The 21602-nt window shown below is 60.4% G+C and carries 18 protein-coding genes; 10 read left to right on the top strand and 8 right to left on the bottom strand.

The window, feature by feature from the left end; all coding sequences use genetic code 11:
• Nucleotides 1-15: 15 nt before the first annotated feature.
• From BUB53_RS03820 to BUB53_RS03840, 5 genes are all read right to left on the bottom strand, one after another.
• Nucleotides 16-2457: a GcvT family protein gene (locus BUB53_RS03820; protein ID WP_073032870.1), complete on the bottom strand. Its 2442-nt coding sequence runs from the start codon at nt 2455-2457 to the stop codon at nt 16-18.
• A gap of 8 nt (nt 2458-2465) precedes the next feature.
• Nucleotides 2466-3356, bottom strand: coding sequence for a phosphotransferase (locus BUB53_RS03825; RefSeq protein ID WP_073032872.1), 891 nt, complete (start codon nt 3354-3356; stop codon nt 2466-2468).
• Complete coding sequence (locus BUB53_RS03830) at nt 3353-5359, bottom strand: ABC transporter permease (protein ID WP_073032875.1); 2007 nt, start codon at nt 5357-5359, stop codon at nt 3353-3355. Before BUB53_RS03830 ends, BUB53_RS03825 begins: the two co-directional genes overlap by 4 nt.
• Complete coding sequence (locus BUB53_RS03835; RefSeq protein WP_073032888.1) at nt 5356-6387, bottom strand: quaternary amine ABC transporter ATP-binding protein; 1032 nt, start codon at nt 6385-6387, stop codon at nt 5356-5358. The genes BUB53_RS03830 and BUB53_RS03835 overlap by 4 nt, the downstream gene beginning before the upstream one ends.
• A gap of 117 nt (nt 6388-6504) precedes the next feature.
• Nucleotides 6505-7449, bottom strand: a complete 945-nt coding sequence (locus BUB53_RS03840) for an ABC transporter substrate-binding protein (protein ID WP_073033716.1) — start codon at nt 7447-7449, stop codon at nt 6505-6507.
• A gap of 204 nt (nt 7450-7653) precedes the next feature.
• Here BUB53_RS03840 and BUB53_RS03845 point away from each other — a divergent pair, with 204 nt between their 5' ends.
• On the top strand, nt 7654-8460 hold the full coding sequence (locus BUB53_RS03845; RefSeq protein ID WP_073032890.1) for a DeoR/GlpR family DNA-binding transcription regulator: 807 nt from the start codon (nt 7654-7656) through the stop codon (nt 8458-8460).
• A 15-nt stretch (nt 8461-8475) separates the two neighbouring features.
• Nucleotides 8476-9258, top strand: coding sequence for an inositol monophosphatase family protein (locus BUB53_RS03850; protein ID WP_073032892.1), 783 nt, complete (start codon nt 8476-8478; stop codon nt 9256-9258).
• 64 nt (nt 9259-9322) lie between these two features.
• On the opposite strand, the gene BUB53_RS03855 is transcribed toward BUB53_RS03850, so the two are convergent.
• Complete coding sequence (locus BUB53_RS03855) at nt 9323-10255, bottom strand: choline/ethanolamine kinase family protein (RefSeq protein WP_073032894.1); 933 nt, start codon at nt 10253-10255, stop codon at nt 9323-9325.
• Nucleotides 10256-10277: 22 nt separating this feature from the next.
• The gene (locus BUB53_RS03860; RefSeq protein ID WP_073032907.1) at nt 10278-12701 is read right to left on the bottom strand and encodes a GcvT family protein; all 2424 of its coding nucleotides are present in this window, start codon (nt 12699-12701) and stop codon (nt 10278-10280) included.
• Between the two features lie 155 nt (nt 12702-12856).
• On the opposite strand from BUB53_RS03860, the gene BUB53_RS03865 reads away from it, so the two are divergent.
• The 5 genes from BUB53_RS03865 (at nt 12857) to BUB53_RS03885 (ending at nt 17795) form a co-directional block, all read left to right on the top strand.
• Nucleotides 12857-13618 (top strand): DeoR/GlpR family DNA-binding transcription regulator, encoded by a 762-nt coding sequence (locus BUB53_RS03865; protein ID WP_073032909.1) that lies wholly within the window; start codon nt 12857-12859, stop codon nt 13616-13618.
• 211 nt (nt 13619-13829) lie between these two features.
• On the top strand, nt 13830-14903 hold the full coding sequence (locus BUB53_RS03870; protein ID WP_073032912.1) for an extracellular solute-binding protein: 1074 nt from the start codon (nt 13830-13832) through the stop codon (nt 14901-14903).
• Nucleotides 14904-14974: 71 nt separating this feature from the next.
• A complete protein-coding gene (locus tag BUB53_RS03875; protein ID WP_073032914.1) occupies nt 14975-16078 on the top strand; it encodes an ABC transporter ATP-binding protein in 1104 nt (367 codons plus the stop codon).
• Nucleotides 16078-16935, top strand: a complete 858-nt coding sequence (locus BUB53_RS03880) for an ABC transporter permease (protein ID WP_073032916.1) — start codon at nt 16078-16080, stop codon at nt 16933-16935. Before BUB53_RS03875 ends, BUB53_RS03880 begins: the two co-directional genes overlap by 1 nt.
• 11 nt (nt 16936-16946) lie before the next feature.
• Complete coding sequence (locus tag BUB53_RS03885; RefSeq protein ID WP_073032918.1) at nt 16947-17795, top strand: ABC transporter permease; 849 nt, start codon at nt 16947-16949, stop codon at nt 17793-17795.
• A gap of 61 nt (nt 17796-17856) precedes the next feature.
• Here the strand turns inward: BUB53_RS03885 and BUB53_RS03890 are convergent, their stop codons facing one another.
• A complete protein-coding gene (locus BUB53_RS03890) occupies nt 17857-18759 on the bottom strand; it encodes a MurR/RpiR family transcriptional regulator (protein ID WP_229709445.1) in 903 nt (300 codons plus the stop codon).
• Between the two features lie 143 nt (nt 18760-18902).
• On the opposite strand from BUB53_RS03890, the gene BUB53_RS03895 reads away from it, so the two are divergent.
• From BUB53_RS03895 to BUB53_RS03905, 3 genes are read left to right on the top strand one after another with little or no spacing between them, the layout of a single operon-like run.
• A complete protein-coding gene (locus tag BUB53_RS03895) occupies nt 18903-19676 on the top strand; it encodes an N-formylglutamate amidohydrolase (RefSeq protein ID WP_073032920.1) in 774 nt (257 codons plus the stop codon).
• Entirely contained in the window at nt 19669-20265 is a 597-nt protein-coding gene (locus BUB53_RS03900; protein WP_073032922.1) for a TRAP transporter small permease subunit, read from the top strand. The genes BUB53_RS03895 and BUB53_RS03900 overlap by 8 nt, the downstream gene beginning before the upstream one ends.
• Entirely contained in the window at nt 20265-21587 is a 1323-nt protein-coding gene (locus BUB53_RS03905) for a TRAP transporter large permease (RefSeq protein WP_073032924.1), read from the top strand. The genes BUB53_RS03900 and BUB53_RS03905 overlap by 1 nt, the downstream gene beginning before the upstream one ends.
• Nucleotides 21588-21602 lie beyond the last annotated feature (15 nt).

The following is a 21602-nucleotide window of genomic DNA, read 5'->3' on the forward strand; positions in this document are numbered from 1 at the left end:
TGGCAGATCCCTCGCTCAGCACTTCACCCGCTTCATCCGGGGATCATACAGCGGGCCGAGTTGCACCGCGCAAGGCACGCGTTCGGTCGCGACCTCCAGCTCGTAATCCCCGCTCAGGACGAAATCCCGTCCGATGGCCTCGGAGGCGCGGACATAGCCATAACCGATGGACTTGCCCACCGTGTACCCATAACCACCGCTGGTCAGCCACCCGACGCGCTCGCCGTTGCGATAGATCGTTTCGCGGCCCGACAGCACGATATCGGGTTCCGTGGTGAAGCAGGCCAGTATCTTTTTGACTCCGTTGTCACGTTGGCCCTCGGCGGCCTTGCGGCCCTTGAAGTCGATGTTTTGCTTCAACTTCACGGCCCAGGCCAAACCGGCCTCGGCGGGCGTATGATCGGCCCCGATGTCAGAGCCCCAGGCGCGATATCCCTTTTCCAGCCGAAGGCTTTCGATGGCCCGGTATCCTGCATCCCGCAGGCCGGAATCGCGCCCGGCCTCCATCAGCGCATCGTAAACGGTGGTGGCATATTCCACGGGCAGGTGCAGTTCCCACCCCAGTTCGCCCACATAGGTGACCCGCAAGGCATTGATCGGGCAGCCCGCGATGCCGATCGTTCTGGCGGTGCCGAACTTGAACCCTTCGTTCGACACATCATCGCGCGTGACCTGTTGCAGGATGTCGCGCGCCTTGGGCCCCATCAGCGACAGCACCGCATAGGACGAGGTGACATCGACAAGCTGAGCATTCATGCCCTCGGGGATATTGCGCGAAATCCAGTCGAAATCATGGGTGGCATATCCGGTGCCGGTCACGATGTAGTATTCATCCTGCGCGACGCGAACGACAGTCAGATCACATTCGATCCCGCCCCGGTCATTCAGCATCTGGGTATAGATGAGCGACCCAACGGGCTTGGCCACGTCATTGGCTGCGATCCAGCTCAGCGCGGCCTCGGCATCCGGCCCCTTCAGGGTGAACTTGGCGAACGAGGTCTGATCGAACAGCACCGCCGCCTCGCGACAGGCCTTGTGCTCGTCGCCAACGGCACCGAACCAGTTCTGCCGCCCGAAGCTGTAGACATCCCTGGCTTCCATACCGTTCGTGGCAAACCAGTTCGGGCGCTCCCATCCCAGTTTCTCACCGAAACAGGCCCCTTTGGCGCGCAGCTTGTCGTACAGCGGCGATTTGCGGCAGGGCCGCCCCGAGCTGTGCTCCTCGAACGGCCAGGCCATGGTGTAGTGTTTGCCATAGGCCTCGACGGTGCGGGTGCGCACCCAATCGCTGTCGAAATGCGGACGCCCGAACCGGCGGATATCGACCGGCCACAGATCGAAGGGCGGTTCGCCCTTGGCAACCCATTCGGCCAAGGCCATTCCCGCACCGCCGCCAGCGGCGATCCCGTAGGCATTGAACCCCGCACCGACAAAGAAATTCTTCAACTCCGGTGCTTCACCCAGAATGAAATTGCCATCGGGCGTGAAACTTTCGGGGCCGTTGACGAGTTGCTTAACCCCCGCCGTTTCCAGTGCCGGAACACGGCCAAGCGCCAGTTCGACCAGTTGTTCGAAATGATCGAAGTTCGAGTCGAGCAACGTGTAGTGGAACCCCTTGGGAATGCCGTTCATCGCCCATGGGATCGGGTTCGGCTCATAGCCGCCCATCACCAGGCCGCCGACTTCCTCCTTGTAATAGGTCAGCCTGTCGGGATCGCGCAGCGTGGGCAGATCCGGGGTAACCCCGTCGATCCGCTCGGTCACCATGTACTGATGCTCCATCGGCGCAAGCGGCACGTTGACGCCAACCGTCCTGGCGAAATCACGCGACCACTGGCCGCCGCACAGCACCACCTTTTCACATTCGATAAAGCCCTTGTCGGTCATCACCCCCTTGATGACGCCGTCCTCCAGTTCGACTCTCGTCACCTTGGTGTCTTCAAAGATCGACGCCCCCGCCATGCGCGCGCCCTTGGCAAGGGATTGCGTGATATCCGACGGGTTGGCCTGCCCATCGGTGGGCATATAGGCCGCGCCGACCAGATCGTCGGTGGTCATCAGCGGCCACAACTCCCTGGCTTCGGACGGGGTCAGAAGCTGCATCTCCAGACCGAAGGAATGCGCGGTGGTCGCCTGCCGCTTGACCTCGGTCCAGCGTTCCTCGTTGCAGGCCAGTCGCAGACCGCCGTTCATCTTCCAGCCCGTGGCCTGCCCGGTTTCCTGCTCCAGCGTGTTGTAGAGGTCCACCGAATATCCCAGAAGCTGGGTGATATTGGCGTTCGAGCGCAATTGCCCGACCAGCCCCGCGGCATGGAATGTCGTGCCCGAGGTCAGCTTCTTGCGTTCAAGCAGGACGACATCGGTCCACCCCATCTTTGCCAGGTGATAGGCGGTCGAACATCCCACGATGCCCCCGCCGATGATGACGGCCTTAGCGCTTGTCGGAAAATTGCTCATCTTGGTCCTCACATGGATTGAAAATCGGACAGGGCTGCCCGAAACCGTGACAGGTTTTGTTCGGTGTAGTCGGCGTAATCGAAGTCGATGTCTGAATGGATTTCAGAAACCATGCTCCACATCGTTTCCCGCAGAAGCGATGCGCATTTCATGGCATGGTATTTCCGGTTCAGTTCGCCGGTCAGTCGCGTCTCGAAATAATTTTCCAGAAGCCATGTCTCCTGCGCCGGGCTCAGTTCGTTGTTCGAGGCCAGACCGGCAAGATCGAACAACGGCGAGTTGAACCCGCCGTATTCCCAGTCCAGCAGCCACAGCCGCTGCCCGTCATCCAGAAAATTGGCGGCCAGCAGGTCGTTATGGCCCAGAACGATATCGACCTGTCCCACCGCCTGTTCCAGACCGGCAGCGATCTGCAACAGCTCATCCAGCCGCGCGATATGGCGTGACCTGGCATCGCGCAACGTGGCGGCATAGTCACACAGCACATGAAAGACCCAGAACGCCAGGACCGGCCCGCGCAGATGCGCAGGTGCTTCGGTATGGCAGCGTTTGAGAACCGGCAGGATACGCTCCAGCATCGCGTCGTCGCGAATGGCGGCCTCGTCGAGTGTGACGCCATCCACGAATTCGATCACCAGAATTCCGGGTTCGCTATGCCGGATTGCGGCGGCGATCCCGATGGATTGCGCCGCGCGATGCACCGCGAGTTCGTTGAACCGCATGATCTGATGCAGCACGATATCCTGCCCGACACGCACGACATATTTGCGCCCCTTGTCGGTCAGCGTGACATTGAAATTCGTGATCCCCCCACCCAGCAACTGAACATCCGTCGGCGCGCTCCAGATCGGAAGCGACGCGGCGGTTTCGAGGGCGGCTTTGGCTGCGTCGTTCATCATTCCAACCCCAGATTCCGACGCGCGCGACGGGCCGAGGCCGACAGGATGCGATCCGCACAGATGGCGATGAAGGCAACGGCCAGACCGGCCACGATGCCCTGCCCGGAATTGGCCTTGGTCAGCGCGATATAGACCTCCTGCCCCAGATCGCGCGTTCCGACGAGCGCGGTGATCACCAGCATCGAGAGGGCCAGCATGATCGTCTGGTTCAATCCCAGCAGAAGCTCGGGAACGGCCATCGGCAGCTTGATGCGCCACAGCACCTGTCGTGGCGTGCAGCCCGAGACCAGCCCGGCCTCGATCAGTTGCGGGTCGATGTTGCGGATACCGTGGGCAGCATAGCGCACAGCCGGGGCCATGGCATAGAGCACCACGGCGATCATGGCGGAAAAATCACCGACCCGGAACAGCATCACCACCGGGATCAGGTAGACGAAACTGGGCAGGGTCTGGAGCGTGTCGATCAACGAGCCGACGATGCGGTTCGCCATATCGTTCTGCGCGGCCAGTATCCCCAACGGGATTCCGATGACCGACGCCACCAGCACCGAAACACCGCACAGGTAAACCGTGGTCATGGCTTTGTCCCAAAGCCCCACCGCAGCGACCAGCGCAGTCAAAATCCCGGTGAGCAGCGCCAGGGAAATCCCGCCGATACGCCAGCCGATGATGGTCATCACCAGGATACCCCAAGCCCAGGGAATGCCAGTGAAGAAGCGCTTGATGGGGAGCAACAGGTAGGTCAGGAACGCCGTCTTGACCGCCTCGAACGTGTCGAAGAAATTCACGTTTATGTAGGTCATGAAATCCGACCAGAACGTCCCGGTCGAAATCGTCGCGCTTTGCGGATAGGTCTGGAACGCGGGCGATACCTGCGCCAACAGGAAAGTGGACACCGCGACCAGCAGAACGACAGAGGTCCAGGGATGCCTGCGAACCAGATTCTGGTCGGCATCTATAGCATGCAGATCCGCCGTGCGGGTCGCGAAGGCCTGACTCAGGCGGTCCAGCGCAATGGCCATGACCACAATGGCCAGCCCCGCCTCGATCCCGCCGCCGATGTCCAGACGCCGCAGTGCCCCCAGCACGTCAAAGCCAAGTCCCCCGGCCCCGATCATCGACGCGATGATGACCATGTTCAGCGTCAGCATGATGACCTGGTTCACCCCCACCATCAGTGTCGGCGCCGCCGAGGGCACGATCACCTTCCACATCAACTGCCGCCGGGTACAGCCGACCATCACGCCGACATCGCGGATTTCCGACGGCACACCGTGCAGCGCCACCGTGGTGACGCGCACCATCGGCGGCATGGCATAGATGATCGTCGCGACGAGCGCCGCCACCGGGCCGAACCCGAACAGGAACAGGATCGGCACCAGATAGGCAAAAACGGGCACGGTCTGCATGAGGTCGAGGACCGGGCGAAGCATGGCCTCGAACAGGGGAACACGATAGGCCAGAATGCCCAGCAACAGCCCCCCGACCGCCCCTATCGGTACGGCGATCAGAACCGAGGCGAGCGTGACCATGGCGCTGTCCCACTGTCCGAACACCGCCAGATACAGAAAGCATCCACCGACCAGAGCCGCCAGCTTCCAGTCCCGCGCATAGTGCCCCATCGCCCCAAGCGTGACGATGACCGCGATCCAGCTCAGTGACGGGGCGATCTTGACCGCATCGCTCCCGAGCCCGACCGAGAAGCCGTCGATCAGCAGGTCGCGCACGAAATCATAGGGGTATTCGATCAGTGCAGCAATGAACCGCGTCACATCGCGAAAAGTGAAAAGTCCGAAGGTCGCGTCCTCGACAAGCCATTGCATGAAGGCACTGATCGACGTTTCGGCTTTCAGCAGGTAGGCGCTCGGGTATTTGACGATCCAGCGTGCATCGAGCGCCTTGTAGATATCCCACGAATAATGGGACAGCGCCCATGTGATCGCGAAAAGGCCCAGCCAGAACCAGCCGCTGCGCCCCGGCAGAAGGTCACGCAGCCGGTTCATGAGACGACCTTGCGGCCGATCAGAACGTCGATCACGGCCTGACGTCCGATTGTGCCGACGACAGAGCCGTCATTGTCCAGAACCCGGAACGGCAAGTCGCTGGCCTCGATCTGGTCGGCAACCGCCTCGATGCGTCGATCCTGCTGCAAATCGCCCGCTGTCTCGCCTGACGGTGCGCCGGGTGTCATCACGCTGCGCAGTGTCAGAACCTTAGAGCGGGGGATGTGGCGGGTGAACTCCTGAACATAGTCCGTGGCCGGGTTCAGCACCAGTTCCTCGGGTGTCGCGATCTGAACCACCTCGCCATCCTTCATGACGGCGATGTGATCCGCCAGCCGGATCGCCTCGTCAAAGTCATGGGTGATGAAGACAATGGTCTTGTGCAGCATGCCCTGAAGGCGCAGGAATTCGTCCTGCATCTCGCGGCGGATCAGAGGGTCGAGCGCCGAAAAGGGCTCGTCCAGGAACCAGAGGTCGGGTTCGACCGCAAGCGACCGTGCGATCCCCACCCGCTGTTGCTGTCCGCCCGAAAGCTGGCGCGGATAATAGGCCTCCCGCCCTTTCAGCCCGACCAGTTCGATCACCTCGCGGGCGCGCGCCTCGCGCTCGGCCCTGGGCACGCCCTGCACTTCCAGCGGGAAGGCGGCGTTCTGCAACACGGTCAGGTGAGGCAGCAGCGCGAAATGCTGGAACACCATGCCCATCTTCTTGCGCCGTATCTCGATCATCTCCTTATCGGTCATCGACAAGAGATCGCGCCCCTCGAACAGTATCTCGCCCCCGGTCGGTTCGATCAGGCGGGACAGGCAGCGCACCAGCGTGGACTTGCCCGATCCGGACAACCCCATGATCACGAATATCTCGCCCTGCCGTATCTGGACCGAGGCATCCCGCACAGCGCCCACGAGGCCATGTGTCCTGATCTCATCGGCACTCAGCTTACCGTTGTTGCGGGAAAAAATATCCTCGGCGTGCGCTCCGTAGAGCTTCCAGATGCCCCGGCAGTCAAGCAAGATCGGTTTTTCCATATCTGTCCTCAGGCACGAATGAACCAGCCAGACCGCAACCGGGCCAGGAAAGGCTGTTCATGGTGGAAGGGCGGAGAACGGCGGACCGGCGAAACCGATCCACCGCAGACTATCGGATCAATCGGCAATCCAGGCGGACCAGACGTCCTTGTTCCCGGCAAGCCAGGCATCGGCCACCTCATCGACGGATTTACCGTTGAGGTCGACATCGGCAACCATGGCGCCCATATCTTCGTTATTGATATCGAACGCCTCAACCGCTTTTGCCGCGCCAGGCCATTTTTCCGCCACGCCGGACCACGCCACCTTCCAGATCGGGCCGGTGGGCTTGCCACAATCATAGGCCATATCCGGGTTCGACCCCCATGCAGGATCATCATAGCATTCCGCTGTATAGGGCGGGAATTCCACGAAGCTACCTTCGTACTTGGCAGGAGCCCAATGCGGCGCATAGATCCAGAGAACAATCGGCGCCTTGCGCTGATAGGCGCTTTCGAGTTCCGCAAAAAGCGCGGCGTCGGTGCCCGCGTGGACCACTTCGAAATCCATTTCCAGCGCCTCGACACGTTCTTCGTCGAAGCCACCCCAGGTCACGGGACCACCCAGATAGCGCCCCATCGGCGCGGTTTCCGGTGTCGAGAATTCGCGCGCACAATCGTTGAGCGCCTTCCAGTCGGGCAGACCCGGACAGGTTTCTTCCATATAGGCCGGATACCACCATTCCTCGATGGCGGTCATGCCGGTTTCGCCCATGTTGACGACATTGCCGGTGGCGACCGCCTCGTCCATCGCCTCGCGCCCGGTGGTTTCCCATATCTCCATGGCCACATGCAAATCGCCGCTTTTCAGCCCGGCGAACTGCGCGATGTAATCGGCCTGCACGTATTCCACGTTATATCCGGCCTCGGACAGAACCTTGCCCATGATGGTCGTGGTCAGCAACTGACCACTCCAGTCATGCAATGTCAGTTTGATGGGTTCTTGCGATTCCACTTCGGCAAAAGCCGCGCCGGCCATTGTGGCCCCGACCAAGGCTGTTGCCGCCAATACATTAAAGCGCATCCTGAAACTCCCTGTGTTTTTTTGCATGCAGTCGATGGCCTGAGCAGGCTTTCGATTCTCCATTTTTGTGACATCCAACCTCCGACAAGACGCCACATAAATCAACAAAAAGTTTCACTATGTGTTGATTTATATGTTCTATTTTCGGCTTTATGTGGTTAACTGACCGAAAACTGCACAAAGCCTTTGCGGAGGATCGTCAAGATGCCAGAAAACCCCACATCACCCGCACCAGACAAAAAGGTTCTTCCGGCTTCGCGCCGGGGCGCCGAAATCATTGATCTCGTCATGCGGGCGGGTGGCAGTATGCGCATCCAGTCGATTGCAACGGCATTGAACGTGTCCGAGGAAACCGTACGGCGAAACGTGCGGCGGCTCTCTGATGAGGGGCTGGTGCGCAAGGTGCATGGCGGCGTCCTGCTGCAACACGGCTCGACCGAACTCAGCTTTGCGCAGCGCATGGCCGAGAATCCCTTGCCCAAGCAACGGATCGCCGCCCATGTGGCGGGGCTGATCGGAAACGGGTCGTCCCTGTTTCTCGATATCGGATCGACCACGGCCTTTATTTCAGAGGCGCTCAAGGGTCATCAGGAACTGCTGATCGTCACCAATTCCGTTGCGGTCGCCTACAATCTGGCCGCCCGGAACGACAACCGCGTCTTCATGCCCGGAGGCGAGCTGCGCAATCACGACGGAGGAATTTTCGGCGCGCAATCCCTTGATTTCGTCAGCCAGTTTCAAACGGATTTCGCCGTACTTTCCGCTGCTGCCATCAACATGCGCTCGGGTTTCATGTTGTTCGACATGGAAGAGGCGCTGTATTCCCGCGCGATCATGGCCAATTCCAAGACACGCATCCTGGCTGCGGACAATTCGAAATTCGGGCGCGCCGCACCAATCACCCTTGGCGATCCGGCCACCATCGACCTGCTGATCACCGACGAACAACCTCCCGCCGATATTCGCGATGCGGCCGAGACGTGGGGCACTGAAATCGTGGTCGCGGACTGAAATAAAGGAAACCCGATGCCCGATACTGCCGACCTGCGCCGTTACCTGGACATGGCCCTGGATATTACCGAAGCGGCAAGCCGCATCGCTCTGAGCCATTTCAACGGCGCATTCGAGATTGTTACCAAGTCCGACGCCAGCCCCGTTACGGTTGCCGATCAGGAAACCGAACAGGCCATTCGTGCCGCCCTGCAACAGGTCTTCCCGGAAGACGGGATTTTCGGCGAGGAATACGGCACCGAGGGGCTGAATAACGAAACGGTCTGGGTCGTCGATCCAATTGACGGCACACGATCCTTCATTGCCGGAGTGCCGCTGTTCGGCATGCTTCTGGCCATGACGCGAAACGAGATACCGCAACTGGGCATCTGTCGGCTGCCCGCATTGGGGCAGGTGTATGCAGGCGCGCGCGGGCTGGGGGCGACGCGCAACGGATCGCCTATACAGGTTTCCGACTGCAATCGCCTGAACGATGCGATGCTGTTCATCAACGAGGGCGAAAAAATCTATGCCGAAGACCCTGCGCTGTTCGACCGCCTGATGGCTGCCGGTCGCCTGCGGCGGCTGGCCTATGATTGCCAGCCCCATGCCCTGATGGCGGCCGGTCAGGTGGACGCGGTGGTGGATTTCGACCTGAAGCCTTATGACTACCTCGCCATGGTTCCGATCATCGAAGAGGCTGGCGGGGTGGTCACCGACTGGCAGGGCAAACCGCTCGACTTTTCCTCTGACGGGCGGGTGGTCAGCGCCGCCACGCCCAACCTTCACGCTGAACTCCTTGCGATGCTGGCAGAATAAAATGGGCGCGCGAAACACTCCGCGCGCCCCAGTTTTCAGAGAGAAGACACTCCCAGGAAGAGACTTACCCGGCCCGCACGGCCTCGACATGGCCAGCAAATGCCGGATCGGACATCAGTGCCTTGCAGCGTTCGAACCGCCCCGTTGAATAGGCCCAGAAATCCTCGGCCGGATTGCCGTCCGCATGCTGGATCAATCCCCAAAGCGTCCAGAGCAGATCGCACATCGCCTTGTAGATTACTGTCCGGCCAATCTGTTCGGGCGTCGGAGCCTGCCCGAAATAGGCGGTCAGCATCTCGATATCCTGCTCATCGCTCAGCCCCGCCTCGACCGACAGGTCGCCCAGATCCCAAAGCGGGTCGTTCATGCCGGAATATTCGTAATCCACGATCCACATACGCGTGCCATCGTCGAGGAAGTTTTCGCACAGCGGATCGCAATGGCTGGGCACCAGATCGCCCGGTTTCTCGGCCAGAAGCCGCTTGATCGGCTCGGCCTCGGCCACCACCTGCGCATATCCTTCGGGCAGGTCGGTCTTCTTGGTGGACAGCACTTTCAGATAGTCGTCGATCATCGAAAACAACTCGAAGCGAAACCTGAAAGGCTCCCTGGCGTCGTGCAACTGGCGCAACGCGGCCCCTGCCCGCGCCGGAGACCCGGCCCGACTCCGGAACAGATCGGGCGTCATGGTGACGATCCCCTCGATACAATCGCACACCATGTTTCCCGTGTCCGGGTCGGCCCACAGCACCTCGGCGGACACGCCCGCCGCCGCCGCGATGCGCGTGTTGTGAATTTCCACAGCCCGGTCGATATAAGATTCCGTTCCCTCGCCCGGTATTCGCACGATCACACTGCGCTCGCCGCTTTCCACGCGGTAGACTAGGTTCGTCAGCCCGCCAAGCCGCTCAACGGTCACGGTCTCGGGGGTCACACCTCCGAAACTTTCGACATTGCGCAAGACACTCAGCACTTGTTCGGTATTGTTCTTTGTCATTTTTTATACCTCCCCGTTTTGTTCAGGCTTTCAGGCGTTCATTGGCCGGATCATAAAGCGGCCCCTCGACCCGGCGGATCGCGTGGCGTTCACCGAAAAGCTCGAGTTCGAACTCGGTCTCGCCAGAGATATCCGTTGGCAAATAGCCAAGAATGATCGTCTTACCGACAGTGTGGCCGTATCCCGCACTGGCCGCCAGCGACACCGTTGCGCCGTCCTTCAGGATGGTTTCGCCGCCTGTCGTTGGCAGTTTGTCATCGCAGGCAAAGGTGCACAGCTTTTTGCCCGTGCCGTCTGCCTTTTGTTTCTCCAGAACAGCACGCCCGGTGTAATCCCCCTTGCTCTTGAGATGAACGCGAAAGCCAAGCCCGGCCTCGACCGGGGTATAGTCGGGCGTGATGTCGGCGCTCCAATAGAGATACCCCTTTTCAAGCCGCAGGGATTCAATGGCGCGGTAGCCAACGTCGCGAATGCCATGCGCCTGTCCCGCCTGCCACAAACAGTCATAGACGTGGCGGGCGAATTCGGTGGGAACGTGCAACTCCCACCCCAGTTCCCCGACATAGCCGATACGCACGGCCTGCACATGGGCTGCGCCGACGATAATGTCCTGCCCGGTGCCGAACGGAAATGCCGCGTTGGACAGGTCATTCTCGCTGACGGCCTGCAATACGTCGCGCGCCTTGGGTCCACAGATATTAATCACCGCCCGCCCCGAGGTCACGTCGATCAGATGTACCGACCCATCCTTTGGCAAGGCGCGGCGAATCCAGTCGCTGTCATGCACGCCAAAGCCCGACCCGGTGACGATATAGAACCTGTCCTCGCCCAGCCGGGTGATCGTCAGATCGGCCTCGATACCGCCGGTTTCATTGCAAAGCTGGGTATAGATCACGCTGCCCACGGGCTTGTCCATGTTCGACACGGCCATGTGTTGCAGGGCCTCCAGGGCCCCCTTGCCGAACAGTTCGAACTTGGCGAAACTCGACTGGTCGATCAGGGCCACGCCTTCGCGCACGGCCTTGTGTTCCTCGGCGGCATATTTCTGCCAGCCCGGATCGACAAAGGCCAGTTGGTCGACCGGTTCCACCCCTCCGGGCGCGAACCACAACGGGCGTTCCCAACCGTTTTTCGACCCGTAAACCGCCCCGTGGTCCTTCAGCCGGTCGTAAAGCGGGCTCAGGCGCAACTCGCGCGCGGTCTCGGCCTCCTGCCCCGGATAGCGCATTTTGTAATGATGCGCGTAATGCTCCACCGCACGCGGATACATAAAGGCGCGCGTGGCATGGTGCGGGCTGAACCGGCGCACATCCAGCGGCCACAGATCAAGGCTTGGCCGCCCGTCGAGAATCCATTCCGCAATCATCTCGCCCGCGCCGCCGCCTGCGGCGATACCGTAGAGGAACCCGGTGGACAGCATCAGGTTGTCCAGTTCGGGCGCCCATCCCATAACGAAATCACCATCGGCCGAATATGGAATCGGGCCGTTGATGACCTGCCGGATACCAACCTCGTTCACCACCGGCGTCACCTCACCGGCCATTTCAGCCAGAGGCGCAAAACGATCCAGATTGTCGGGCAATAACTGGCGCACGAACTCGCCCGGTATCCCCTTATCGCCAAAGGGCAAGGTGCCTTCCTCATAGCCACCGATCACGAGACGGCCACCGGCGTCGGGCTTGTAATAGACCAGCCGTTCGGGATCGCGCAGGGTGGGCAGCCCCTTGACCAGATCGGGATTGGGCAGCGGCTCGGTCACGATATACTGGTGTTCCACCGCACAGGCAGGCACCGTGACGCCCAGCTTGTCGGCCAGTTCGCGGCTCCACATCCCTGCGGCAAGGATCACGTTCTCGGCCTCGTAATCCCCTTCCGAAGTCATAACCCTGGTGATCCGGCGCCCGGTAATCTCGAAATCGGTGACCTTCACGCCCTGCCGGATCTGTGCGCCGCGATTGCGCGCACCCGCCGCAATCGCCTGGCACAGGCTGGCCGGATCGACATGCCCGTCCGACGGAATAAACGCCGCGCCCTCCAGCCCATCGGCGTCGATATACGGGAAAAGTTCCTTGGCTTCGGCGGGCGTGATGATTTCCATTTCAAGGTCGAAACTGCGCGCCATGGTCGCCAGCCGCTGCGCTTCCAGAAGGCGCTCCCTGGTGGCGGCGAGCCGCAGGCTGCCAACCTTTTTCCAATCGAACGCCATTCCCGTTTCCGCCTCGAGCGCGTCATACATCGCGACCGACCGTTTGAGCATGCGCGTCGTGTTTCGCGACGACCGCAACTGCCCCACCAGACCGGCGGCATGCCATGTGGCGCCTTCGGTCAGCGACGCCTTTTCCAACAGGACGATGTCCTTTTCGCCGGATTTGGCCAGATGATACGCGATGGAGCATCCAATGATCCCCCCGCCTACGATAAGGTGCTTTGCCGCATGCGCCGCCATGTCTGATCATACCTTCTGTAAAATGGTGTCGAGGAAAATACATCCGAGATTTCAACATAAATCAACAAATTTGTATTATTTATGTTGAATAATGTTGATCACGCTGAAATTTTCCGCTCAAACTTTCCGGGGAAGGTGCGTAAAATAGACGAACCATGTCTAAATACGAACACGATATCCTGAGTACGGTGAACTTGCGCGGCACGGTTTCGGTCACGGAGCTGGCGCAGATTCTCGATGTGTCGGATCAAACGATCCGGCGCATCGTCAAGCCATTGGTCGAGCTTGGAAAAGTCCGCAAGGTGCACGGGGCGCTGGTCAGCACGCAAAATGTGATGGACCCGCCTTTCCTGGCCCGCATGAACGAGAACCGTTCGAAAAAGGTGGCAATCGCCAACAGGGTGGCACAACTCATCACCGATGGCGGATCAGTCATGATCGACACCGGGTCGACCTCCGCTTTCGTGGCGCAGGCCCTGGCCAACCGGAAAAACCTCACCGTGATCACCAATTCGGCCTATATCGCAAGCAAACTCGCGATGATCGAAGGGAACCGGGTGTTCATGGCCGGTACACAATTGCGCAACCATGACGGCGCCGCCTTTGATCGTGCCGCCTTCGAGGTCATCGCCAGCGCATCCGTCGAGATATCGATCATTTCCGCATCTTCGGTGCATCCCAAACGCGGATTTCTGGCGTTCGACCAATGCGAGGTGGATATCGCCCAGGCGATGATGGAAGTCTCTGCCCGAACCGTCATGGCGGTCGATTGCACGAAATTCAAGGAAACCGGAACAAAAGCGTCATTGCGCATGCCGCCTCTCAGACCGCAGGACATCGTTGTTTGCGACTCGCGCCCTGCCGAAAGATTCGACGATCTGCTGAACGCACAGGAATTTATTTCTGCTGATACATAAGGATAGGCGGCATGCCCATCGTAAATCCGGAGTCTGCATATCGTGACAGCGGCACCGGTTTGCGGGAAGCCCCTGACATCTCAGGCCGATCCAGCAAAGACCGCGCCACCGGTTCCAAGTGTCATCTAGGTTTTACTTGGAAAGCGGTCCATTCCTGCACTAACAATAAATTGGACCATTCGGACAAATCCGTTCAAGACAGGGAAGTCTCATGAAAACCTACGCTACACAGTTGAAATACGCTGCCGTCATCACCGGTGCTTTTGCGCTTGCCGCCCCCGCCAATGCGGACACGCTGCGCCTTCTGACATGGGGCGGCTATGCGCCCGAGAATGTCATCGAGAAATTCGAGGCGGAAACAGGCCACACCGTCGAGGTGACGCTGTCCAACAACGAGGAAATGATCGCCAAGCTGCGCGCCACCGGCGGCGGCGGCTTCGACCTGGCCCAGCCCAGCCAGGACCGCATCGCCGGGCCGCAGGCCGAATTCGGCATCTACAAACCCATCGACCTGTCCAAGATCGACGAGTCGCAGTTCATCCCCTCGATGCTGATGGCCACCAAGGCCAACACCACCGTTGGCGATGAAATCTATGGCGTGCCGCATGTCTGGGGGACTTCCGGGCTGGTTCTGGACACCGCCAAGGCCGGCATGGTCAAGGATTACACCGATCTCTGCGCACCCGAGGTGTCGGGCAATGTCTCCTATCGCCTGCGCCGCCCGACGCTGATCGGGTTCGCCTTCGCGATGGGGATGGACCCCTTCGCCGCCTATGGTGACGAACAGGCCTACACCGAGATGATGGAAGAGGTCGAAGCCAAGCTGAAGGACTGCAAGCCCAATGTCAAAGCCTACTGGAGCGGCGGTGACGAGTTGATGAACCTGCTGCGCTCGGGTGAAGTCGTGGCCGCGATGGCATGGGACACCGGCGGCTGGAAGCTGAACGATGACAATGCCGACATCACCTTTGTCGCGCCCGCATCCGGTGCGCTTGGCTGGATCGACACCTTCGTCCTGCCCGCCAAGGGCCGCGCGGACGATGCCGCCTATGACTGGATCAACTTCGTGATGCAGCCCGAGGTTTCCGCCATGATCACCGATTCCGTCGGCAACTTCACCGCCTCGCAGGGCGCCGATGAATATGTTTCGGACGCCCTGAAAGCCAAATATCAGGCCAGTTTCCCGCCCGAAGCCGTGGACAACATCAAGTGGTACCCGCCGGTTCCCGCCGGGCTTGAGGTGATCGAAGGCGCTGTACTGGATCGCGTCAAGGCCGCCAACTGAGACCACACATACTCTGAAAGCCCCCGTTCAACCGGCGGGGGCTTTTTGCTTTGCAAGGACAACGATACCCCATGACGGCACCTGATCTTGAATGTACTCACCTGACCAAGCGTTTCGGCGACACCACCGCCGTTCAGGATGTCAGCTTCGAGGTGCCACCGGGTTCTTTCTTCTCGATCCTCGGGCCGTCGGGCTGCGGCAAGACAACGATCATGCGCATGATCGCCGGGTTTCTCGCCCCCACCAGTGGGGATATCCGCATCAAAGGCCGTTCGGTACTGGATGTCGCCCCCAACAAGCGGCCGGTGAACATGGTGTTCCAGCATCTTGCGCTGTTCCCGATGATGAACATTGCCGAAAACATCGGCTACGGACTGCGCCGCAAGGGCCTGCCCAAGGCCGAAATCACCCGCAAGGTGGGCGAAGTACTGGAACGCATCGGCCTGCCCGATATCGGCGCGCGCAAGGTGGATGAACTATCGGGCGGGCAGAAACAGCGCGTGGCCATTGCCCGCTGCATGGTTCTGGAACCCGATGTGCTGCTGCTGGACGAACCGCTTGGCGCGCTGGACCTGAAACTGCGCGAGCATATGAAAATCGAACTCAAGGCATTGCAGGCGGCGTTCGATACGACATTCGTCTATATCACCCACGACCAGAGCGAGGCGCTGGTCATGTCCGACAACATCGCCGTGATGAATGCCGGGCAGTTCGAACAGGTCGGCAGTGCGCGCGATCTGTATTATCGCCCGGAAACGGCCTTTGTCGCCGGGTTCGTGGGCGACAGCAACCGCTGGCGCGGACAGGTCATGGGCGTGTCCGGCGACACGTTGCAATTGCGCAGCGAAAACGGCCTCGAGTTGCGCGGCTCCTGTCACGGGCGTCGCCTGGCCCGGAACGATACCGCCGAAATCTTCGTCCGCCCCGAGGCGATCCGCCTTGGCCACAGCGCACAGGACGTTTCGCATTTCGACAACCGCCTGTCCGGCGAGGTCACCAGCCTGCTGTTCAACGGCGCGGCCAGCCGTATCCTGATGCGCCCCGAGAGCGGCGGCGAGGAAATCGAGGTCACATTGCCCCAGTCGGGCGAGTTTGCCCATCTCGACCGCGGCGCACAGGTGCATATCGGCTGGTCCAGCGATCAGGGAAGCTGCTTTGCGGCGGGGACGGCCTGATGCAGGCCGCGCATCGTCTGGGCTTCGTGCTGCTGCTGACGCCATTGGTTCTGTGGCTCGCGCTGTTGATCATCATCCCCCATATCGACATGTTCTTCGTGTCGCTGCGCGAACGGGTCGGCGTCGGGGAATACGAAACCAGCCTCGCCAACTACCGCACCTTCCTTGAAGAACCGCTGTACCTGATGACCTTCGCACGCACGGCGGTCATGTCGGTGCTGGCGACGGCGCTCACTTTGCTGATCGGGTTTCCCGTGGCCTATTACATCGCCAAGATCGCGCGAGGGCGGGTCCGCTCGGCGCTGTTCCTGCTGTGCCTCGTGCCGTTCTGGGTGTCCGAACTGGTGCGCACCTTCGGATGGATGATCCTGCTGCGCGAAACCGGGGTGTTCTCGTCGTTGCTGCAATGGGCCGGCCTGGCACAAGGCCCGGTCGAAATGCTCTATAACGATGCCGCGATCATGGTCGGGCTGGTTTATACCTCGATGTTGTTCATGGTGGTGCCGCTGGTGACGACGCTGGACAGCCTCGATGATGCGGTGATCGAAGCCGGGTACGACCTTGGCGGATCGGGGCCCTCGATCCTGCGCGAAATCGTGATCCCCCATGCCATGCCCGGCATCGTTTCAGGCTCGATCGTGGTGTTCATGCTGTCGCTCGGCAACTACCTCACGCCGATCATGCTGGGCGGCAAGGACAGCCTGTGGTTCACCGAACTGATCTATTCGCAGTTCATCGTCCGCTTCAATTGGGAACTGGGCGCGGTGTTCGGCTTCATGCTGCTCATCCTGTCCTCGGTCATCGTCTGGGGCACGTTGCGCCTGACCGGTCAGACCCTTGAAAAGACGATGGGATAAGGAGGCGCGCCATGATCCCCACCATCCCGCAAAGCCGCCTGATCCGCGCAACCTATGGCGCTTATGTCGCGCTGTTCTTCCTCTACCTCGCCCTGCCATTGGCCGTTGTCGCCATCTTTGCCTTCAACGACAGCCAGTTCCCGTCGCTGCCGTGGGAAGGTTTCACATGGGACTGGTTCTTTGGCGACGAGCGCCCCAAGATCGGCGTGTTTCACGAACGCCCGATCCTGCGCGCCATCGGCACATCAGCCTTTGTCGGGCTGTGTGTTTCGCTCCTGTCCGTGGCGGTCGGGACATCGAACGCCTTCCTGTTCAACCGCTATGATTTTCGCGGCAAGGGAGTGTTCTATGTCCTGATGCTGCTGCCGCTGGTCATTCCCGGCATCGTTCTGGGTATCTCGATCCTGGTATTTTCATCGACCGTGGCAAATGCGGCGTGGAACGTCATGGAGTGGGACATCATGGCGCTGCGTCCGGGGTTGTTGCTGGTGATCCTCGGGCAATTCTCGTTCATCACCACCATCTCCACCCTGGTCATCGCGACCCGGCTTCAGAAATTCGACCGCTCGCTGGAAGAGGCCGCGCTGAACCTCGGGGCTGGCCGGCTGACCGCCGTACGCACCGTCACGATCCCCTTCCTCATGCCTGCCCTGATCGGCGCTTTCGTTGTTGCCTTCCTGATGAGTTTCGAGAATTTCAACACCACGCTGATGCTTGTCGGCTCGGACGCGCCCCTGACCATTGCGATGTTCGACCGCCTCAAGGAAGGCTCAACCCCGCTGCTGAACGCGGTTTCGCTGCTGCTGATGGTCGGGTCCAGCCTGCTGGCGCTGGTCATGATCGCATTTCAGCGCAAATAGAGGCCGGCGGCATTATAGGGAATCTCGACGTCGGAGCCGACGCCGCTCTGACTGCACGCCTTCAGTTCTTGCGGAACAGGCGTGTCATTTCGAACAGCTTGTCCAGCCGCTCGAAGCGCTCGCGCGCCTCGGGCCAACGCTCTTCCTGCGTGGCCGCGATCAGCGCCTCGATCAGGGACAGCGTGGCGATGTTCGAATCCCATGCCGACGGAATCTCGCCCCAGCAATGAAACGTCGCCTCTGCCAGACCGGCAACGGGGCTGGCCCATTGATCGGTAATCAGGATCACGCGCCCCCCCCGGTCCGATGCGATTTCGGCCAGCCTGAGCAGGTTTTCCTCGTATCGGCGCACATCGAAGATCAGAAGGGTATCTCCTTCGACCATATCCAGCACGTAATGCGGCCACGTGGCCGGCGACGAGGTCAGATGCGTCACGCCTTCGCGGATTGCCTGAAAGTGCGTAAAGGCGTATTCGGCCAATGACCGGGTTATCCGCCCCCCCACGATATACAATCCCGGAGCCGACGCCATCAACCGCGCCGCGGCATCGAATTGCGTCGTGTCGATATTCGAGAATGTCTGGGCAAGGTTTTGCGTCACCGCGCCTGCAAAACGATTGAGCATGTGTGATTCCGGGGCTTCCGCCGCCCAGACCGCACGCCGCTCTGTCGGGCCCGAAACCTTGGCCTGAAGCTCTTGCAAAAGCGCCTGGTGAAACTGCGGGAACCCTTTGAACCCCAGCTTCTGCACCATTCTCGCGACCACCGGCGTCGAAACCCCTGCCCCCTCGGCCGCAGCAGTGATCGTTGCCAGCCCTGCATTGGGGTAGTTTTCGACCAGTGCATTGGCGAACTTGCGCTCTGACTGGGTGAGTGTCGGGTAATGTTTGCGGATCAGCTGGCGCACTGTCGGCGTGGCCGCAGCCACGGAAACGGGCAGGTCGGTATCGGTTTCATCGGTCACGGGCGCGCCCCCTTGCGGCTGTTTTCCTGAGCGGAAACCCGGATATGCGAGGAGGCTGTCGGGTTTCTTTCGTCAGGCTGCTGGAAAAATATTGACGAAAAACTTTCCTCGTGGAAAGCTTTTTCCAACAACGAGGGGGCGACATGGCCAACAATGACGAAAAGGCCTTTGAAATACTGAACGCGGATGGCCGGGGGGCGGCTGTCATCGTGTGCGAACATGCTTCGAATCACGTCCCGGCCCGTTATCGCAACTTGGGACTGAGCGAGACCGACCGCCAGAGCCACGCCGCCTGGGATCCTGGCGCCGAAGCCGTGGCGCAACGCCTCTCGCAAGCACTGGATGCCCCGTTGATCGTGGGCCGCGTCTCGCGCCTCGTCTACGATTGCAACCGCCCGCCCGAAGCGCCGGGAGCCATGCCCGAACGTAGCGAAGTCATCGACGTGCCGGGCAATGTCGGATTGAGCGACGAAGACCGCGCCGAGCGCGTGCATTGCGTTTACGATCCCTTCACCACGGCGCTTGGCAATCTTCTGACACGGCAGGCTCAGCGCGGAACGCCCCCCGCCCTGATCACCGTGCACAGTTTTACTCCGCTCTGGTTCGGCGAACATCGGAGTGTGGAAATCGGTATCCTGCATGACGATGACAGCCGCCTTGCCGATGCGATGCTGGCGCGGGCCAAGAGCATTCCGGGGCGCAAGATCAATCGCAACGATCCGTACGGCCCCGCTGATGGCGTCACCCACACGCTGCGCCTGCATGGGCTGGCCAACAATCTGGCGAACGTGATGATCGAGGTTCGCAACGATCTGATCGAAACCCCGGCGCAACAAAACGCCGTCGCGGAAGAGTTGTTGACGCTTTTGCGTCCCGCACTGGCCCAACTGACACAGGCGGAGGTCGGGAATGCATAAGGCGATGCAGGGCTATATCCGCGCGATAGACCGGATGAATCACGTCATAGGACGGATCGCGATGTATCTGATCTTCGTTCTCATGGGCGTACTTTTGTGGTCATCGGTTTCCAAGACCTTTCTGACACCATCCATCTGGACCCTCGAAACCGCCCAGTTCGTCATGGTGGCCTACTACGTATTGGGCGGCCCCTATTCGATACAGCTTGGGTCGAATGTGCGCATGGATCTGTTTTACGGAGACTGGTCGCCGCGCACCAAGGCCTGGGTCGATGGGTTCACCGTCTTCTTCCTGCTGTTCTATCTGGTGGTTCTGTTCATGGGCGCGGTCAGTTCGACGGCCTATTCCCTCGGATATTTCGGGATGGAACCCTTTGCCTTCTTCGGTGACCTGTTCATGACGCTGATCACCCAAGGGTTTGCCGCGGCCAATGAAAAACTGGGCTTTCTCGAAAAAAGCCCCACCGCGTGGCAACCGCAACTCTGGCCGATCAAGGTGGTGCTGTGCCTGGGGGTATTTCTGATGATCCTGCAATGCGTTGCGGAGTTTTTCCGCGACCTGGAACGTCTGCGCGGGAGTGAAGCCTGATGTCGCATGACCTGATCGCAATCGTCATGTTCTCGGGCATGATGCTGATGCTGATGACCGGGCAGCGCGTGTTCGGTGCAATCGGCTTCGTCGGGGCGCTGGCCGGGGTTCTGCTATGGGGCACCGGCGGGGTGGAAATTCCGTTCTCGGCGGCCATGAAGCTGATGAAATGGTATCCGCTGCTAACGCTGCCGATGTTCATTTTCATGGGCTATGTCCTGTCCGAAAGCCGCATCGCCGATGACCTCTATAAAATGTTCCATGTCTGGATGGGCCCGGTACGAGGCGGGCTTGCCATCGGCACGATCGGGCTCATGGTCCTGATTTCGGCCATGAACGGGCTGTCGGTGGCGGGCATGGCAATCGGCGCAACCATCGCGCTGCCGGAACTGCTCAGGCGGAACTACGACAAGATCATGGTCACCGGGGTCATACAGGCGGGATCGTCGCTTGGCATTCTGGTTCCGCCCTCGGTGGTGCTGGTGCTGTATGCCATGATCGCACGGCAGCCCGTGGGGCAACTCTGGCTGGCCGGCGTCATTCCCGGCCTGCTCATGGCCTCGCTGTTCATTCTTTACATATACATCCGCTGCCGGTTGCAGCCGAACCTCGGCCCGGTCCTGCCCGAGGACGAGCGGAACGTACCCATGTCTGAAAAACTGCGCCTGCTGCGCGCCGGAATCCTGCCGCTGGTGATTTTCGCCGTCATGATGGTCCCCTTCGTCAAGGGGTGGACCTCGCTGGTGGAAAGTTCGGCCATCGGAGCGCTGGCCGCCTTTCTGGCTGCCGTCCTCAAGCGGCGCATGACGCGCGAGGTGTTTGAAAAATCCGTTCGCAGTACGCTGGCGATTTCCTGCATGTTCATGTGGATCATCCTTGCCGCATTGGGCTTTGGCGCGATCTTCGACGGGCTCGGCGCGGTGCGCGCCATCGAGGGACTGTTCACCGAGACCCTGAATCTCAGCCCGTGGATGATCCTGATCCTCATGCAGTTGAGCTTTATCATCATGGGCACATTCCTTGACGATACCGCCATGCTGGTGATCGTCGCGCCGCTTTATGTGCCGCTGGTCGGGGCGCTCGGGTTCGATCTGATCTGGTACGGGGTGCTGTACACGATCACCACGCAGATCGCCTATATGACACCGCCTTTCGGATATAACCTGTTCCTGATGCGCGCTATGGCCCCGCCCGAGATCGGGCTGCGCGACATCTATCGCTCGATCGTGCCCTTCGTGGCGGTCATGGTACTGGCGCTGTCGCTGGTGATGATCTTCCCGCAGATCGCACTTTGGCTGCCGGAGTACGTGTACGGAAAATAATCAACACAAGAAGCC

This window comes from Roseovarius pacificus, assembly GCF_900142665.1.
Taxonomy (GTDB): Bacteria; Pseudomonadota; Alphaproteobacteria; order Rhodobacterales; family Rhodobacteraceae; genus Roseovarius; species Roseovarius pacificus.

Excerpts from the sequence above, each read along its gene's own strand:
- BUB53_RS03820 (WP_073032870.1), bottom strand. The coding sequence starts at position 2,457 with ATGAGCAATTTTCCGACAAGCGCTAAGGCCGTCATCATCGGCGGGGGC.
- BUB53_RS03825 (WP_073032872.1), bottom strand. The coding sequence starts at position 3,356 with ATGATGAACGACGCAGCCAAAGCCGCCCTCGAAACCGCCGCGTCGCTT.
- BUB53_RS03830 (WP_073032875.1), bottom strand. The coding sequence starts at position 5,359 with ATGAACCGGCTGCGTGACCTTCTGCCGGGGCGCAGCGGCTGGTTCTGG.
- BUB53_RS03835 (WP_073032888.1), bottom strand. The coding sequence starts at position 6,387 with ATGGAAAAACCGATCTTGCTTGACTGCCGGGGCATCTGGAAGCTCTAC.
- BUB53_RS03840 (WP_073033716.1), bottom strand. The coding sequence starts at position 7,449 with ATGCGCTTTAATGTATTGGCGGCAACAGCCTTGGTCGGGGCCACAATG.
- BUB53_RS03845 (WP_073032890.1), top strand. The coding sequence starts at position 7,654 with ATGCCAGAAAACCCCACATCACCCGCACCAGACAAAAAGGTTCTTCCG.
- BUB53_RS03850 (WP_073032892.1), top strand. The coding sequence starts at position 8,476 with ATGCCCGATACTGCCGACCTGCGCCGTTACCTGGACATGGCCCTGGAT.
- BUB53_RS03855 (WP_073032894.1), bottom strand. The coding sequence starts at position 10,255 with ATGACAAAGAACAATACCGAACAAGTGCTGAGTGTCTTGCGCAATGTC.
- BUB53_RS03860 (WP_073032907.1), bottom strand. The coding sequence starts at position 12,701 with ATGGCGGCGCATGCGGCAAAGCACCTTATCGTAGGCGGGGGGATCATT.
- BUB53_RS03865 (WP_073032909.1), top strand. The coding sequence starts at position 12,857 with ATGTCTAAATACGAACACGATATCCTGAGTACGGTGAACTTGCGCGGC.
- BUB53_RS03870 (WP_073032912.1), top strand. The coding sequence starts at position 13,830 with ATGAAAACCTACGCTACACAGTTGAAATACGCTGCCGTCATCACCGGT.
- BUB53_RS03875 (WP_073032914.1), top strand. The coding sequence starts at position 14,975 with ATGACGGCACCTGATCTTGAATGTACTCACCTGACCAAGCGTTTCGGC.
- BUB53_RS03880 (WP_073032916.1), top strand. The coding sequence starts at position 16,078 with ATGCAGGCCGCGCATCGTCTGGGCTTCGTGCTGCTGCTGACGCCATTG.
- BUB53_RS03885 (WP_073032918.1), top strand. The coding sequence starts at position 16,947 with ATGATCCCCACCATCCCGCAAAGCCGCCTGATCCGCGCAACCTATGGC.
- BUB53_RS03895 (WP_073032920.1), top strand. The coding sequence starts at position 18,903 with ATGGCCAACAATGACGAAAAGGCCTTTGAAATACTGAACGCGGATGGC.
- BUB53_RS03900 (WP_073032922.1), top strand. The coding sequence starts at position 19,669 with ATGCATAAGGCGATGCAGGGCTATATCCGCGCGATAGACCGGATGAAT.
- BUB53_RS03905 (WP_073032924.1), top strand. The coding sequence starts at position 20,265 with ATGTCGCATGACCTGATCGCAATCGTCATGTTCTCGGGCATGATGCTG.